Source organism: Algoriphagus ratkowskyi (assembly GCF_002150505.1).
Classification (GTDB): Bacteria; Bacteroidota; Bacteroidia; order Cytophagales; family Cyclobacteriaceae; genus Algoriphagus; species Algoriphagus ratkowskyi.
Genome location: NZ_MSSV01000017.1, coordinates 40,567 through 57,548 on the forward strand (window position 1 = coordinate 40,567; position 16,982 = coordinate 57,548).

General features: G+C 40.6%; 15 protein-coding genes. 6 read left to right on the top strand and 9 right to left on the bottom strand.

Annotated features, from left to right (window positions below):
• Window positions 1-244: 244 nt before the first annotated feature.
• The 3 genes from BVH02_RS16485 to map all read right to left on the bottom strand — a co-directional run bounded on the left by BVH02_RS16485 (window position 245) and on the right by map (window position 4,376).
• On the bottom strand, window positions 245-1,486 hold the full coding sequence (locus BVH02_RS16485; protein ID WP_223271896.1) for an arylsulfotransferase family protein: 1,242 nt from the start codon (window positions 1,484-1,486) through the stop codon (window positions 245-247).
• A 326-nt stretch (window positions 1,487-1,812) separates the two neighbouring features.
• The gene (locus BVH02_RS16490) at window positions 1,813-3,384 is read right to left on the bottom strand and encodes a sulfatase (RefSeq protein WP_086502574.1); all 1,572 of its coding nucleotides are present in this window, start codon (window positions 3,382-3,384) and stop codon (window positions 1,813-1,815) included.
• Window positions 3,385-3,611: 227 nt separating this feature from the next.
• Window positions 3,612-4,376: a type I methionyl aminopeptidase gene (gene map / locus BVH02_RS16495; RefSeq protein ID WP_086502575.1), complete on the bottom strand. Its 765-nt coding sequence runs from the start codon at window positions 4,374-4,376 to the stop codon at window positions 3,612-3,614.
• Window positions 4,377-4,919: 543 nt separating this feature from the next.
• Between map and BVH02_RS16500 the strand changes: the two genes are divergently transcribed.
• The 5 genes from BVH02_RS16500 (at window position 4,920) to BVH02_RS16520 (ending at window position 9,557) form a co-directional block, all read left to right on the top strand.
• Complete coding sequence (locus tag BVH02_RS16500; protein WP_086502576.1) at window positions 4,920-5,252, top strand: ArsR/SmtB family transcription factor; 333 nt, start codon at window positions 4,920-4,922, stop codon at window positions 5,250-5,252.
• A gap of 148 nt (window positions 5,253-5,400) precedes the next feature.
• Window positions 5,401-5,871 (top strand): DUF6428 family protein, encoded by a 471-nt coding sequence (locus BVH02_RS16505; protein WP_086502577.1) that lies wholly within the window; start codon window positions 5,401-5,403, stop codon window positions 5,869-5,871.
• 21 nt (window positions 5,872-5,892) lie between these two features.
• Window positions 5,893-6,525 carry a low molecular weight phosphatase family protein gene (locus BVH02_RS16510; protein ID WP_223271895.1) on the top strand — a complete coding sequence of 211 codons (633 nt, stop codon included), beginning with the start codon at window positions 5,893-5,895 and terminating at the stop codon, window positions 6,523-6,525.
• Window positions 6,526-6,527: 2 nt separating this feature from the next.
• Complete coding sequence (gene arsB, locus BVH02_RS16515; protein ID WP_086502578.1) at window positions 6,528-7,568, top strand: ACR3 family arsenite efflux transporter; 1,041 nt, start codon at window positions 6,528-6,530, stop codon at window positions 7,566-7,568.
• A gap of 306 nt (window positions 7,569-7,874) precedes the next feature.
• Window positions 7,875-9,557 (top strand): sulfatase family protein, encoded by a 1,683-nt coding sequence (locus BVH02_RS16520; RefSeq protein ID WP_086502618.1) that lies wholly within the window; start codon window positions 7,875-7,877, stop codon window positions 9,555-9,557.
• 297 nt (window positions 9,558-9,854) lie between these two features.
• Here the strand turns inward: BVH02_RS16520 and BVH02_RS16525 are convergent, their stop codons facing one another.
• A complete protein-coding gene (locus tag BVH02_RS16525) occupies window positions 9,855-10,292 on the bottom strand; it encodes a VOC family protein (protein ID WP_086502579.1) in 438 nt (145 codons plus the stop codon).
• 712 nt (window positions 10,293-11,004) lie between these two features.
• On the opposite strand from BVH02_RS16525, the gene ltrA reads away from it, so the two are divergent.
• Window positions 11,005-12,108 carry a group II intron reverse transcriptase/maturase gene (gene ltrA / locus BVH02_RS16530; RefSeq protein WP_223271894.1) on the top strand — a complete coding sequence of 368 codons (1,104 nt, stop codon included), beginning with the start codon at window positions 11,005-11,007 and terminating at the stop codon, window positions 12,106-12,108.
• Between the two features lie 275 nt (window positions 12,109-12,383).
• Here ltrA and BVH02_RS16535 read toward each other — a convergent pair whose 3' ends face one another.
• The 5 genes from BVH02_RS16535 to BVH02_RS16555 form a co-directional block, all read right to left on the bottom strand.
• A complete protein-coding gene (locus BVH02_RS16535) occupies window positions 12,384-12,854 on the bottom strand; it encodes an RDD family protein (RefSeq protein WP_086502580.1) in 471 nt (156 codons plus the stop codon).
• Between the two features lie 223 nt (window positions 12,855-13,077).
• The gene (locus BVH02_RS16540) at window positions 13,078-13,875 is read right to left on the bottom strand and encodes an SDR family NAD(P)-dependent oxidoreductase (RefSeq protein WP_086502581.1); all 798 of its coding nucleotides are present in this window, start codon (window positions 13,873-13,875) and stop codon (window positions 13,078-13,080) included.
• Window positions 13,876-14,033: 158 nt separating this feature from the next.
• A complete protein-coding gene (locus tag BVH02_RS16545; protein ID WP_086502619.1) occupies window positions 14,034-14,645 on the bottom strand; it encodes a Pr6Pr family membrane protein in 612 nt (203 codons plus the stop codon).
• Window positions 14,646-14,986: 341 nt separating this feature from the next.
• Window positions 14,987-16,030, bottom strand: coding sequence for a flavin monoamine oxidase family protein (locus tag BVH02_RS16550; RefSeq protein WP_086502582.1), 1,044 nt, complete (start codon window positions 16,028-16,030; stop codon window positions 14,987-14,989).
• Window positions 16,031-16,115: 85 nt separating this feature from the next.
• Window positions 16,116-16,922: an SDR family oxidoreductase gene (locus tag BVH02_RS16555; protein ID WP_086502583.1), complete on the bottom strand. Its 807-nt coding sequence runs from the start codon at window positions 16,920-16,922 to the stop codon at window positions 16,116-16,118.
• Window positions 16,923-16,982: the final 60 nt, after the last annotated feature.

Below are 16,982 nucleotides of genomic sequence, written 5' to 3' on the forward strand. Positions count from 1 at the left end.
TTTTTGGCCAAATCTTAAAATTGGGGTAAACGACAAACTCGTTAATCATGCCCTGAAAGGGAGGAACTGTTAAGACATATTCTTGGAGTGCTCTGGGAGAATAGTTGTCCTTTACCTCACTTAGACTGAGTTACAAATAGTCAGGTTTCTTTGGAGCTATTCCTGTCTACCTGAAACTACCGTATAAAATAAAACCCAGTCCAATAACACTTGAACTGGGTTTTAAAAAATTAGCTTCTACCGGCTATAATCCTAAAGCTTCGATCGCAAGGTCATCTGAATTGAAAACATAGGTACGCCAGATGGTACTGTAATTTGTTTTATACTTCCATTTCGTCTCGCCAGTTGCTGTCACTTCCCAAAGTGTCCCATCTCTACCTTCCGCTATCAGTGTATTACCATTTTCCATTCGAACAGCACTGCCAAGACCGGAAGAGTACATATCACTATCCGTGAATGACCAAGACACGGTAGGTTCATTGTCCTGCCCAGCTACTAGAGTGTACGGTGGAGACAAAATGTATTCGATGACAGCAGACTGATTCGCATAGGCATTGTTTGCGTAGACAAGGAGGTTGCCGGTTCCAAGCAGGTTTGGATAATGGACATTATTCAGCGTTGCAGTTCCTACGTTATCGTAGGTTTCAGGATTGCCAAATCGATAAACAAGATCGCCTCCCAAGCTATATTTTCCGCCAGTTGAAGTGCTTGCTTCAGCAGTGCTAGTGCTGTGATCCAGTACCCATACCTCACTGTAGTTATTGACAGTCAGATATAATAAGTCAGTTTCTTCGTCTAGCGTCAGCCCATTGATGTGAAATATATCTCCGTCATTTCGGCTGCTGTAATTATAGTTTACATCTACCTTGTTCGGATTGTCAGCTACGCTTCCAAAGTTGGCTTTGCTGTCATCATGGTCTTGGACGATGTGATCCATCACATTCCATCTCCATACGATTTCCTGCGTCAGCGGATTCATTTCTATAATTGTTTCAGGATTGAGCGCATAGTTTGCTGCAAACCCCTGTTCGGCAGCTTCAGCTTGTGATAGCTCTTCCCATGCTTGGAAAAGGATATTCCCGTTGGATAGATATTCTACATCATGGTGCGCGGTGTAATCCGAAGTAGAGTAGGAGACTTCCCATTCAGTAGTCTGGTCAGCATTGATCATTTTGAATGTTCCCCCATAGCCACCATAAGAGATAGATGCATTATTAGCTTTCAGAGCAACAAGCAAACGACCATCGTCTAAAAGATTGATGTCGTTCCCTAAAGCTCCGTCCAAGTCCCAGTTGAAAAGTTCGATTCCTTCATAAGTAATAAGGTGTGCTTCGTTATTTTGCTGATCGGCAACAAGAAAATAGGTTCCTGCATCCATCTCATCTTCATAATCTTCGATCATCTCCGAGATCTCATCCATATCCTCGTTGCAAGAGTAAAGGAAGGTGATTCCTATCAGCGCTGTGAACATTACTAATTTTTTCATGATTGAATTCATTTATCTAGGTTCAACATTTGCCTACTTCTACAATAGAGTGGGCTTGTATGTCTAGACGCTGTTCAATTCCTGAACCCTCGCTGGATAGAGGGATTTAACATTTGTTTAGATAATCCTGTCAATTGGGAGTTTGAATTTTAGGTAAATACTATGCTTTCTTACTATTGAATATCCTGTAATTTTCCTGAGGACTAAAAATAAAAACACCTCCATTAGCTTCATGGAGGTGTTTTTGATGGTGTAAAATAGCTAAAGTTTTGTCAACTGCTTTTTTTTAAGGAGCTGACTTCCTAGTCTTTTTAATAGGTTAAATTTTATTCTGCAGTAGGTTTAGCCGCTTTCCAGCCAGCTGCCAGTTGTACAGACAAATCTTTAACTATAGAACTGTATTCTGTTTTCAGAGCTACATTGATAGTCTCGGTTGGATCATTGATCGAGTCAAACAACTCGCTACTTTTTAGCTCACCTCTGGTACCTGTTGCTGGATCCCAGTCGTACCACTCGATGTAGTGGTAATTCTTAGTATTGATAGAATAGCCCATATATCGTCTCCCATCAGCAGAGTGCTGTGGTCTTCGGTGAAACTGACTGAAAGCAGCAGTTTTCCATGGTCGCTCTGGTTCTTTAATCAGCGGCACGAAACTCGTTCCCTGCATATAGTTAGGAACTTCTATACCAGCGAGTTCGCATAGAGAAGGGAACATGTCTACCAACTCGGTAAGCTCAAAAGTTTGCCCTCCTTTATTTGCTTGATTTGGATAGCGGATGATCATCGGTACTTGTAGGTCAATATTGTAGTTGGTCATCTTGCCCCAGCTGTTATGATCGCCAAGTTTCCAGCCGTGATCTCCCCAGAGTATAATGATGGTATTCTCATAAATACCGGTCTCCTTCATATGAGCGATCAGGCTTCCAAGTAAGGCATCGACATAACTCACACTGGCATAGTATCCATGTTTTAGAATTCTGGCGGTGTCCTCGCTCATTCTGTAGTCAGACTGCGGATGTCCAATATGGTTAAAGCCGTCGTAGTGGCGAAGTTCATACATGGAATTCATCGTGAAATTAGGAGCGTTTTCAGGTACGTTAGGATTTGCTGCCAGAGGGATCTTTTCAGGATCGTAGTAATCCCAATATTTCTTCGGTGCGGTAAAAGGCAGGTGTGGTCGGAAGTAGCCCAAGCCCATGAAAAAAGGTTGATCCATTTTGGCTAAGCGTGTCAGCGTAGCCTTTGTCAATTCGTTTTGTGCTCCATCGTAATAGGCGGAATCGTGAACGTCCGCCGCTTCCCAAGCTGGACCTGTATTCCAACCATCGGCATATCTTGTAGGATTAAGGAGTAATAAGGAATCTCTTTTGATCGCTTGAGATTTATGAACCTCTTCAGAGATGTAAAAGGTCTCGCCATCTCTACCTAACCAGTCTGGTCGCACATAGTGCGCTGGTCGCAAATCAGGTTCATCCCAAGAGATGGAATCCGGCATATAGTTATGGAAGATTTTACCCAGATTCACCGTGTGGTAACCAAACTTTGCAAAATGCTGAGGCATAGTTACAGTGTTCGGGTTGATCTCACGGAATTTGTCTCCCAGATGCCAAACACGCGTGGAGTCTGGGCGAATTCCCGTCATCAAACTGGCTCTCGATGGTGCACAAACGGCTACTTGAGAGAAGGTATTTCTGAACGTAAATCCCTCAGCTGCCAACTGGTCGATATTCGGTGTGATGGCAATAGGATCTCCATAAACTCCCAAGGTTGGACGAAGATCATCGATGGAGATGAAGAGAATGTTTGGCTTGACAGGTTCAGGTTCCGGGCTTTGGCAACTGAACAATGCGACAAAACAGTTTGCTAAAATGACATAGTGGGAGAGGAGTCTTTTCATCGATCTGAGTTAATTCACTGAAAATCCTTAAAGTATTGTGGGTAAGAGTGAAGCAATCTAGAACATTACTTTTCAGGATAAATAATAGTGAATTTACCTATTATGCTAGTTTCTCAGTTGGAAAATTTGTCGAGTGGCTGGAGTGAAGGAGGATGGGATGATGAGAGACCTGCATAGTACTTCCATACATTAACCAGCAAGCATTCTGGAAATGGAGATTTTCCTTATTAATTCCAAAACCCATTTGCTTTGGTCAAAATAACCGGTGCGCTATCTGTGACTAGGATGGTCTGCTCATGCTGGGTGACATATCCACCCTTATCGCCTATCAACGTCCAGCCGTCTTTCTGTGTTTCTGCAATGGTAGATTTGGTGGAGATAAACGTTTCGATCGCAACGGTGGTATTTTTCTTGAATCGCTCTCTATTGCTTCTGACTCTGTAGTTGAGAATGTTTTCTGGCTTTTCATGAAGACTTCTACCTACGCCGTGACCAGCTAAATTTTTGAGTACTTTAAAGCCTGATTTTCTAGCTTCACTTTCTATCAGATAGCCTATATCAGCGATTTTTACTCCTCCTTTGATGGCGCTGATTGCCTTGTGCAAGATTGCTTGAGAAGCATCTACAAGTGGTTGGTGATTGTGGATGTCTTTTCCTATTACAAAGGAACCACCATTGTCAGACCAGAAACCGTTCAATTCAGCCGAAACATCAATATTGATTAAGTCACCTTCTTGTAAGATTACTTTCTCGGAAGGAATTCCATGTGCTGCTACCTTATTTACGCTGATACAGGTATATCCAGGGAATTTATAAGTTTCGTAAGGAGCAGATTTAGCGCCATGACTTTTCAGTATCTCAGCACCATAGTCATCCAATTCCTTGGTAGACATTCCTGCTTTAGCGTATGCTCTCATCAATTTAAGTGTTGTTCCAACTACTTCGCTAACCATTTTCATTCCGATTAATTCGGATTCTTTCGAGATGGACATAGTATTAGTTATTCAATTTTGACGGTTTCAATTTCTTCACAATCATTCTTGTAGGAACAAAATTCATTCACCTAATTCTTTATACTTTATAATTACTTTATCTTCTGATTAATAACTATTTACAAATTAACCAGTTACTTGTTCCATTATCAAGGCTTTTATGATGTGCATAGACATGCAATTAGCCAATTATCCGGATATCTCCCTTATTAGTTTTACTTGTCTTTTCATTACCTGACTACAAGACAGCACCCGTAAAAATCTAAGTCCGAAGAAAATAATTTTTTTTTAGAACTCTTCCGTTGTTTATCATAATCTTTCAAATTTCTATTGTGGTTAAAGTTATGCTTAGCTGATTTTTGTTATTAGGATTTTTGGAAATGGTCTTCAAAAAATGCTGGATATTTGAATGCTAAAGCATACTAAATTTTTATTTAGTAAACATGTAGTCTCAATTTTTTTATAGAAAATGAGTAAAATATCCCTCTGTCGCTTGAAATTTGAATCATTCTATCGTAATATTGCAATGATACAATTGTCAACATGGGGTTAACCAAAACTGAAATATTCTCGGAGCAACAAAATCAGATCGCTGTTTTTGCCAAAGCATTTGCACATCCTGCCAGAGTTGCTATCCTTCAGCATTTGTTCAAGATGGACACTTGTGTATGCGGCGACTTGGTCATTGAGATAGGTTTGGCACAGCCTACCATTTCCCAGCATTTGAAAGAACTGAAGCAACTCGGATTGATCAAGGGGAATATCGAGGGTACGAGCGTTTGCTATTGCATTGACCAAGAAAATTGGAACAAAATGAAGGGGATCTTAAATGAGTTCTTTAATCTGGATATCTCGGCAGCTGGAAATTGCTGTTAAAAAACAACTAGGCTGGAAGACCGGAGACGGAAGACAGAAGTATCATCAATTGATAGGTTTAACAAATTTGATGCTTTTGACTTGTGACTGGTAGAAAAGCTGATAAGGACAAAATTAAATTTATGCACCACATTAACTTTCAAATATTATGAAACTATCAGAAGTAAAATCAGCACTGGGTAAACTGGAAACTATAGCTTTTCAATTGCCAACTGGAGAATTGGTGCCGACTCACTTTCATGTCACTGAGGTGGGCAAAATCACCAAGCATTTTATTGATTGTGGAGGAACTGTGAGAAATGAAAATGTCGCCAATTTCCAACTGTGGAATGCGGATGATTACAACCACAGACTTCATCCAGAGAAGCTTTTTAGCATTATTGAGCTTTCGGAGAAAGTGCTTGAATTAGGAGACTTCGAAGTGGAAGTTGAATATCAAGCCGAGACTATCGGGAAATTTGGATTGGATTTCGACGGGGTAAATTTCCTCCTGACTTCTAAACAAACTGACTGTTTGGCCAAGGAAAAATGCGGTATTCCAGATCAAAAGCCAAAGATCAGACTAGCTACTTTGCAAGCTTCTGAGGAATCTTGTGCTCCAGGATCTGGCTGTTGTTAAAAGGAACTCATTCTGAAAAATATGCAGACATCCAAAATCATGCTTTTGCCTGAACTCAACCTCACCGTAGAGCAGGCAAAAGCTCTTTCTATTCCAGTTGTAAGAAGGGAAGTTCTTCAGGTTTTGATTGACTACGCGCAGTGTAAAGTCAATGCAGGAGAGGACCTTGTACTTAATTTCATCTGTACCCATAATTCCAGAAGAAGCCAGTTTTCCCAGATCTGGGCTCAGACTGCCGCCGATTATTTTGGGATTCCTGCGGCCTGTTATTCGGGTGGGGTAGAGGTAACCGCTTTCAATGAACGAGCGGTGGAATCTATCAAGCGAGCTGGCTTTAGAGTGACCAAAAAAGGAGAAGTAAATCCTAAATATTTTGTGTTTCACTCAGATGATGCTGAACCCATCGTAGCATTTTCCAAACTTTTTGATGATCCTATCAATCGAGCTAATCGATTTGCGGCGGTAATGACTTGTGCTCATGCAGATGAGAATTGTCCTTTCATTCCTGGCGCTGAGAATCGTATTCCGGTTCGATATGAAGACCCGAAAGCCTTTGATGATACGGCTGAGGAAGCAAGCAAGTATGATGAACGCTCCCTACAAATCGCTGCTGAAATGTTCTATGTGTTTTCTCAAATAAGAAGTACCAAATAACAATGGCAAGCAAAAAACTAAGTTTCCTAGACCAGTACCTCACAGGTTGGATTTTCCTTGCGATGGCCATAGGGGTTGGGATAGGCTATTTCCTTCCCTCCAGCTCTAATTTTATAAATGCTTTTAGCGTAGGCACAACCAATATCCCGATTGCCATAGGTTTAATTCTGATGATGTATCCGCCTCTTGCCAAAGTGGATTACAAGCAACTTCCGAAGGTTTTTAAGAATGTGAAAATCTTGTCAGTTTCACTGATTTTGAACTGGGTTATTGGTCCGGTATTAATGTTTGCCTTGGCCTTGATTTTCCTTCATGATTATCCTGAATACATGGTGGGATTGATTTTGATTGGCTTGGCTAGATGTATTGCAATGGTTTTGGTGTGGAATGATCTGGCAGAGGGAAGCAGCGAATATGGGGCAGGCTTGGTTGCTCTGAACAGTATTTTCCAAGTGTTTGCTTATAGTTTTTATGCTTGGTTATTTATCACAGTACTTCCTCCATATTTCGGTTTTGACGGTGCCATTGTCGACATATCAATTTGGACTATTGCTGAAAGTGTGGCGATCTATCTGGGAATACCATTTCTGATGGGTATTCTGAGTAGGTATTTTTTGGTAAAAACAAAGGGTGAGGATTGGTATCAGAACAAATTCATTCCAGCCATATCGCCAATGACTCTAGTCGCATTGCTCTTCACTATTTTGGTGATGTTCTCCCTGAAAGGGGAAATGATCGTGCAGATCCCTATGGATGTGGTGAGAATAGCCATCCCCTTGTTGATCTATTTTGCCCTGATGTTTATCATTGGTTTCTTCCTCACAAAGGCCATGGGTGCAGCATACGACAAGTCTGCTGCTGTAGCATTCACAGCTGCCGGAAACAACTTTGAATTAGCGATTGCTGTAGCCATCGCAGTGTTTGGATTGAATTCCGGCCAGGCATTTACGGGAGTGATTGGGCCGTTGGTGGAAGTGCCAGCATTGATTATTCTTGTTCGTGTTTCTTTTTGGCTGCGACAAAAGTATTTTACTAAGGCCTAAAGCAGATTTTAGGTTGCTTCCATTAAGCGATGAGATTCTGATCAGAAGGAGTGTTTCAAGAGTTATTAAATCTGGTCCATTTTATCCATCAAAGAAATTGACTTGTGGCATAATTGCGGATAAGTAGATTTTATTTTTCAAGTAAGGATATGTGTTTTCATACTAACTATCTCTACTTCTAAAACGGATAAATGGGATAGTTTATAAGGTATATTCAGAGATCTTTAGTAGGTTATATACTGATTAGCTACGATGCTGAAAAATCTCATATTCCAATATCAATTTTTCAACTTTGCCCAACATCCTATGTATTATAAAATATCTAAGCTTGTATTTGCTGCGGCAATATTTCCATTTTTAATTTCCTGTGAGGAAAAAGAAACACAGGAGCCTCAACAAAAGCCGAACATCATCTACATCATGGCAGATGATCATACGACGCAGGCTTTTGGGATTTATGGTAGCCGGTTGGCTTCGTTAAATCCCACGCCAAATCTTGATAAACTAGCTGGTGAAGGGATAATTTTTGACAATTGTTTTGTCAACAACTCCATATGTGTGCCTAGTCGTGCGGCTATATTGACTGGACAGAATTCCCAAGCGAATGGAGTCATAGATCTCGAAGGGGAGCTTACTGCGGATCAACAATATTTGCCGAAGGAATTGAAAAAACTAGGCTACCAAACAGCCATAGTGGGCAAATGGCATCTTCATGCAGAGCCTTCCGAGTTTGATTACTATAAAGTATTGCCAGGTCAGGGTAATTATTTCGATCCTGATTTTTTGGTTCGGGGAGAAAAACCCTGGCCAGAAAACGTGGTGCAAACAACAGGACATTCCTCTGATGTCATTACCGATATTACACTCGACTGGCTTAAGAATGAGCGAGATCCCAATAAACCATTTTTCCTGATGCATCATTTCAAGGCGCCTCATGATGACTTTGAAAATGCCCCTCGCTACGATGAGTATTTGGCAGACACCTTTATTCCTGAACCTGAAAGCATGTATGATAATGCTAATAATGGGTCAGTGGGCACCCGTGGCAAAAATGATTCTCTGACCCGCATTATAGGTTCTTCTGTGTCGAGTCGCAATCTGGTTCGCAACCAAGCTATGAATCTTTATATGGATAGCACGGTGTATAAGCAGTACCGAAATCCCGCTGAAATTAGTCCCAATGAGTACGTGAAATGGGAGATGAGTTCGGATGAGAAGAAGCACACCAGTATGGTGTACCAAGAATATTTAAAACGCTATCTACGCTGTGTGAAAGGAGTGGATGATAACGTAAAACGCTTGTTGGATTATTTGGAGGAACAAGGATTGTTGGAAAATACCATCATTATATATACTGGTGATCAGGGGTTTATGCTGGGAGAGCATGATTATATCGATAAGCGCTGGATGTACGAAGAAGCGATGCGTATGCCTTTCTTTGTGCGCTATCCCGAAAAGATAAAAGCTGGGACTCGTACAGATGCTATCATCAACAACACTGATTTTGCACCCACATTGATAGAAATGGCTGGTGGGTCAGCTCCCGAGTATATGCAGGGTCATAGTTTCAAAGCCATTTTGGAAACAGGTAAGGAGCCGGAAGATTGGCAAAAATCCACCTATTACAGATACTGGATGCATATGGCACATAAACACGGCAATCCGGCACATTTTGGGATACGCACCAAGCAGTATAAACTCATCTTTTTCTATGGCAGGTATTGGGTAGATACTGATGACCCCAATGCCAAATGGAATAAGGAAAGTTGGGGCAACGATTTTTCCCGACATACCCCAGCTGCTTGGGAGCTATACGATCTGAGTAAAGATCCCAATGAAATGAACAACGTCTATTCAGATCCTGCTTACAAAGGTGTTGTTGCAGATCTGAAACAGCAATTGATCGAACTGCGGGAAAATTTGAATGAGACGGATAAAAACTACCCGCATATTCAGAAAGTAATAGACGAGCACTGGAATGATAAATAAAATTGACATGAGTATCCGCAATGATGCCAGTTGTCATATCCATCCTTGCTTATCAGGCTGGAAGAAGTTTGCCCGGACATATTCTAAAAATTTTAGGAGAAATTATAATTAACAGTATCACATATCGAGGAATATTGTAGAGTAATCCAATTTCTTTTAGGCAATAAAAACTTCCTGTAGTTGTTTGATTTATAGTGATTTGTTCTCTTTTAATTTAGTTTTTGGACAAAAAAACACTCCCAACAAGACTTAGCTTATTGGGAGTATATATATGGTGTTGAGTTTAGTTGATTCAGCTTATACTTTTCCTTTGTGTTTTGGGTCAAAATCCACCATCCATTCAATCCCGTATTTGTCTCTGAACATCCCAAAATAGGAGCCCCAAGGACTTTCATCCATAGGCACTTCAATACTTCCACCAGCTGTAAGTCCGCTAAAAATTCGTTCAGCTTCTTCCTTACTTTCGGCTGCTATAGATATTTTAGACCTGTTCTCATTTTCACTTACCCGGCCCATTCTTTCTGGGACATCATTGCCCATGAGGACATTTTTTCCGATAGGCAAAGCTATGTGCATGATCTTCTCTTTTTCATGATCTGCTATTGGGTTTTCGGGGATGTTAAGATCTTTGAAACGAGTAATGTTTGCGAATTCTCCGCCAAAGACAGATTTGTAAAAATTGAATGCTTCCTCTGCATTCCCATTGAAGTTGATATAAGGATTAATCAGTGCCATTTTATTTTGAAGTTGTAGTGTCTGTGATTTATATCTATCCAAATCTACTGATTAGTCACAAAATAGGTAAGGTCTAGAAACGTCAAAGAGTGGGAGGTATGCGTCAGGGGATTGGGTAACGTCTTGTATAAAAACTGTGCGAGCTGGGGGCGTGATTGTCCGCAGTACAATCCGCCGAGCAAGTATTTCCCATTCAGGACTGATTAAAGCATTGTTTTTATATGTTGTGTGTGCCTTGAATGTTGAATATAGACCAAAATGATGGTCGTTCCAACGGGTGAAGTCCCTTAAGCGCGGGAGTCGTTACCCGAAGCCAAGCAAGTGGCAAGCTGGTTTGCCGTGAGGTATGCAGTGAAGTAAGCCAGACTGCGGTATGTGTACTGACGAACAGAAACTACATACTGAGGCCATGAGGTCGGATGAGGTAACACATGCTGCCGAAGTCCAAAGCTCCGTTTGATTCATCAAGTGGAGAGCGTACCGAAATAGTAGATGTAGCAGAGATACATACAAGGATATTCATCTTACCGAGGGAGGTCTCTAGATGTCGAGTACATTGAAGAGAAGTCAGCAGAAGTCATAGTACCAACTGGCAAACGAGCTGTGAAAAGCAGAGGACTCACAAAGTTGGGAAGGACTGAACATTGAATTGCGTCCAAATTCGCAAAGGAATCTACGGATAGCCTTGGCCTAAGCGGACAAAGGAAAAGTTATGATAGAAAAAGTACTACATCCCCGCAATCTGACAAAATCATACTACCAAGTAGTGCGAAACAAAGGGAGTGCAGGCATTGACAAGATGAGTGTTTACGAATTGGCCTCTTATAGAGAAGCCAAAGGCGAAGCGCTGATTACATCTCTGCTGAACAGGAAGTATGTGCCGCAAGCTATCAAAGGAGTAGAAATACCAAAAGGAAACGGTAAAACCCGTTTATTAGGAGTTCCCACGGTAGTAGATAGGTGGTTGCAACAAGCAGTAAGCCGTCAGCTAGCAACAAAATTCGAGTTAGAGTTTGAAGAGCAAAGCTATGGTTTCCGTCCTCAAAGAAACACCCATAAGGCAGTCCGACAAAGCTTGAAATACATCAATGATGGCTATCAGGATATTGTAGATATCGACCTAAAAAGTTTCTTCGATGAAGTGCAGCATTACAAACTACTACAATTGATTTACAACAAGGTCAAATGCGAAACTACCTTATGGCTAATCCGCAAATGGTTGCGAGCACCTATCCTTGTAAAAGGGAAGTTACAGCAACGCAGAAAGGGAGTGCCGCAAGGTAGCCCACTGAGTCCATTACTATCGAATATATTACTCGATGTATTGGACAAAGAACTCCAAAGGAAAGGACTACGCTTTGTGCGCTATGCAGATGATTTTAGCATTTATGCAAAGTCAAAAGCAGAAGCAAAGAAGTTGGGGAATGAAGTTTATCTCTTCTTGAAAGAGAAGCTAGACTTGCCTATCAACCGAGCAAAAAGCGGTATTCGTAGACCAAATACTTTCGAGCTGTTAGGTCATGGATTTACCCCAACCTACAAAAAGGGAGAAAAAGGCAAGTATCAACTAGTTGTAAAACAGGGGAGTTGGCAGAGTTTGAAACGAAAGCTTAAAGCAATTACCAAGAAAACATTGCCCTACAAATTCGAAGAACGATTGCAGAAGCTAAAACAAGTGTGGCAGGGTTGGGTGAACAACTATCGATTGGCAAGTATTCAGATCAAACTTAAAACAGTTGTGAATGGTTACGCAACCGACTACGATACTGTATCTGGTCCCGTACATACGGGAGAAAAAGCTAGAGCGAAAACGTAAGAACCTAATCCGTTTAGGGATAGAGCAGGGACAAGCTTATGCTTGGAGTAGAACCCGAATGGGAGGCTGGGCAGTAGCTCAAAGTCCGATCTTGAGAACTACGATCACCTTATCAAGACTAAGGCGAAAAGGGTACAATTCGATGCTAGACTACTACTTAAATACGCAACCTCAGATTCAATGAACCGCCGTATACGAGACCCGTACGTACGGTGGTGTGAGAGGCGCACCGTGGGCTTATTGCTCACGGCCGTCTACTCGATTGGCATTAGTTTTTATTCTTTTGTTTGCAATCCTTGCTCAGGATCAGTTGAGTCAATAACAACTGTTTTAGCCCATAGGTCTCCAAGTCGTTGATTGTATTCAGTATTCTTAATTGTCAAGATTGCTAATAGACCAAATGGCCAAAGGTCAATTATGTCAAGAAGGTGTCTCTTTAAGGATTGTCCAAAAGTCAATGATTTTCTTGGGTCGGTTTTAGGCGCAACTTTTAGGCCTTGACTCTTATTTCCCAAAGTCGAACCTGTCATTTGCTCAAGTCCAATTGTCAGAATGAACCAAACAACCGTTATCGAAAATCCTGGCAATCCATTCACTGAGTAACCACCTTCGTCATTTGGTTCGCCATAGAGATAAATCATTAATAGGAAGTAGGACATTATTAGTCCATAGTCGATGAGAGCCGCTACAAGGCGTTTTCCCAAATTTGGTTTCGTACTTAATTGATAATCGTGTTTGAATTTCATTTTGTAATTAATGCCAACACCTGTATACACGTAACTCCCAATTCATATTGCGTCTATATCGCAATTGTCCACAAGTCTTTTAGGTTTCGCTAAAACCAAATTAAGAATTCCGATTAGATAAATATGTTAAATGTATAAGGGATTTGAAATCCACAGACAAGGATTCAAGATTGGAATTATGGAAAAGCCCATTTTTCGTGTAGGTGCGTTCAGCTTTTCTCTTTTATTCTGGTTTTGGACCCTTTGAGACAATTGTTCTCACCAAGCCAGGAAACCAACCTTGCAACCAAACTAAAATTCTACCGTGGGCTGTGAAAATATAAGTTCTTTTCCGCTTGATTATAGCCTGAGCTATAACTTTCGCTGCTTTATCTGTAGGCCACATTAAATTCGCGGGCCGTGGGTCTGCCCGTTCAGGATGCCACAGACCTTCATTATCAATTTTGGCAATCTCCGACACCACAAATCCTGGATGTATGGTAGTACAACTTACACCGGTACCCATTAATTCTACTTGTAAGGTCAGACCAATAGAATGTACCGCAGCTTTTGAGGCGCCATAGGCTCCGACATAAGGATTGGGAAGATAAGCTCCAACACTACCTAGTAAACCAATGCGACCTTTATTTTGCTTCAAATGAGGCAGGGCGTATTTTACTGTTAAGGCTAATCCGGTGACATTCCCTTGCAATTGCCTATTCCAATCTTTTGCAGTCAACTTATCTATACTTCCAAAAACACCAAATCCAGCATTGGCGACAGCAACATCTAAACGGCCCCATTTGTCTATTATGCTTTGAACGGCATTTTCTATTGATTTTTCTTCCAAAATATCAACCGGAACTACCAATGCTTCTCCTCCTGAATTCTTAATCTCAAGAGCAATCTCTTCTAATAATTCTTTGCGTCTGGCAGATAGCACCACTTTATATCCTAATCTTACCCACTCAAAGGCCATAGCTTTGCCAATCCCGGACGAAGCTCCTGTTATCCAAACTACGTTTTCATTTGAGTTTGCCATTTTAAGTTATTTTTAGTCAAACTATTAGATTTTCAAGCTGACGCACAATACTTAAATATACACAGTTCCCCATACCAGATTGCATCTATACTCGAAGAGCTGAGTTTTCTCATACTAATCCTGTAAACCGCATGTTTTCGCGCTATTCAGATTCCATTCTACCTTTTGATTATAGTTTTTCCTATAAAAACAAACAAAGACGAAATCACGGAAAATACCACAAGTAAAATCACGGAATTAGTTAGGACTGATGCCATGCCTAAATTGGTCACATCAACAAATGGGTATGGATAGAAATTGGAAAAACTTCCTCGAATCAGGACAAAGGCTAAGTAGATAATAGGATAAATCGCCCATAGCAATAGCTGTGAATGTTTAAGCGATTTGGTTCTTTCATATTTGTACCAAAATACTATAACTAGAATCGGTATGATAGAGTGAAGCAATTCATCTACGATCTTTTGTAAGCCTTCTGGTTGCCAGACTTGCCTCAAAGCAATTTGATAAACAATGCCAACCATGAAGATGTATATCGTGATTGCTGTAAGAATCCCTGGTTTGTTAATTGTTTTGGATTCATGATTTTTCATAAGCCCGATGCAAGTGAAATAAACTGCAACCAGCGTGTTAGTTAAAATTGTGAAGAAACTGAAAAATCTGATTACGGCTTCAGGGATAGGAGTAACGCGGTTTTCAATCATTAAGATGAATTGCGCTATTACTGCAAACCATCCCACCAAAGCAAAAAATAGAGCTAATTTTTTTTTCATGATCGTATGTGATTTTTCATCTAGAAGCAATAGTTATTAAAATAGGATAGGTGATTAGGTTTAGTGATCTGTGAGCTAGCCCGATGGCGGATTTAAAGTTTTTTAATTGCTGTGTGGTTACATCTTTAAATTAAGAAAGTCATTTGTAAATCCACTATAGAGCATAGCTGCCGAATATACAGATGATAGGCATTCTTTTCCTAGCTGTAAACTTGATTTCCTAGATTTAGGGTCTTGCATTGAGAAAGCATTCAAAGGACTGAAAATCCTTAGATATAGCTTTCAGGCTTTATTCATAAAGTTTTTGAGTCTTAAAGAGCAAAATGCAAATCAGTACAATCCTAGTTGGCAGCGATCAGTTTATTAGCTGTTAAATTCCCAGCATACACCGCACCATCCATATATCCGGGAGATTGAGCCGCAGATTCGGCGCTGGAAATGATCATTCGATCATCGTAAAAGGTGTTTTTGAAAATTGGGTTTCCATTATTTTGATGTGGGAAATGCTCTATGTCAGAAGGTTCAAAAGTGTTTATTTCATCACTCCACACACATTCTGTATAGTCAATAAAATTCTCGATTTGTGTTCCAAAAGCTCTTTTCAATTGAGTTATGATTCTTGCTTTTCGTTCTTCAAATGAGAGGATCTTATATGAAGAATTGACAAATCCACAGAGTGCAAATTTGGATCTTTCATTATTACTGTGATCATAAAATTCAACAACAGGACCAGGGTTACTGAATAGCAATCCAGATAGCTTATGCTCCTGCCAAAAAGGAGTACTAAAGCTCAACGCAACTTTAATCGAGTCTTCCATCCATGTATGGGTGTGCGAAGCAACAGCCATTAAATTACTTGGCAGAGCTGAGTCAAATTTGATTTTCTTCGCCCATAGTTTGGGAGGTAGTGCTAGCACGACTTTGTCGGCTATAAATGTTTCTTTAGCAATTACTTCAACAGCATCTTTCCGAAACCTTATTTCTGTGACCGTTTGATCCAATAGAACATTTTTTTGCCCCAACGCTTTGAACAAGGTCTCGATTAAGTGGGAGGTGCCTCCAGAGATTCTGTAGCTTGGAGCTTGGCGAGGGATTTGAATTGCCTCTGCAGGTGCAGCGGAAGATGCCTGATATAAGGCATTGCCTTCCATGTATTGCTCAAAATACTTAATTCCTAATTCATCTAAAAGCGCACGTAAATGCTGATGCTGGTCAGAAAACCAGGTTGCACCCATTTCTACCGGTGTATTATCTGAACCAACCACCGTGTTTATTCTTCCCCCAATTCTTGTTCTAGCTTCTAGAATTTTGAAAGCAATTCCTTCCTTTTTTAGGCGGTAAGCCGTCAATAGACCCGATAATCCAGCTCCTATTAGTATGATCATTTTATTAAAAATTTCTAATTATCTCAATTATGCCAATTACCTTATTTTCTTTGGGTATGCGGCGGAAACATTGCTCTTTGGAATCTTATTTCTTTCGACCGACGAAGTGTTCCATTGTTTTATAAATGCCCATCACAGAGCCTGCAAACCAATCAAACGCATTTAAAGACAGCAAACCTTGGCCTATCCGAGTCAATCGATAAATGTACCCTGGTATAGTTAGCATTCTTGTGTTATTCTCTATGGCTTTAACAATTGTAAGTGCTGCAGCCTCTGGTTCGAGAATCGGGATTTTTGATTTTACTCCGTCAAACATGCCTGTATTGATGTAATAAGGCATAATTGTGGTGACATTTATATTTTTCTTCAGTTGCTTCATCTCTAGTCGCAAGCTATCAGACCAACCGATGAGCGCCCACTTGCTAGCTGCGTAAACCGACATTTTTGGATTAGAAATTAGCCCTCCAGAGGAAGCAATGTTACAGATGTGGCCAGAGTTCTGAGCTATCATATCTCCCAAAAATGCGCTGGTGACTAACATTGGCGCAGTGGAGTTGACCTCTATCGTTTTGGTAATATCCGCTGACGAATGCTCATGAAAGAATTTGCCTACCACTATCCCGGCATTATTTATCACCACATCGACAATACCTATATTCTGCTTTACTTTTAAGGCAGTATCCTGTATTTGCTCAAAATTTGACACATCCACCTGATAACCAAAAATGGCCTCGCCATTAGTGAATTGGGAAATTGTAGCATCAATGCTGGCTTGATTTATATCCCAGATGATCACTTTGGCTTTTCGCTCCAGCATCAGACGAACCATTATTTTACCAATACCAGAAGCTCCTCCGGTGATTAAAACTAGTTTCCCTGCTAAATCCTTCATCTGTTTTCTTTGGTTGGATGCGTTGTAATAAATACCTGCTTCAATTGATTTTAGAAGAGC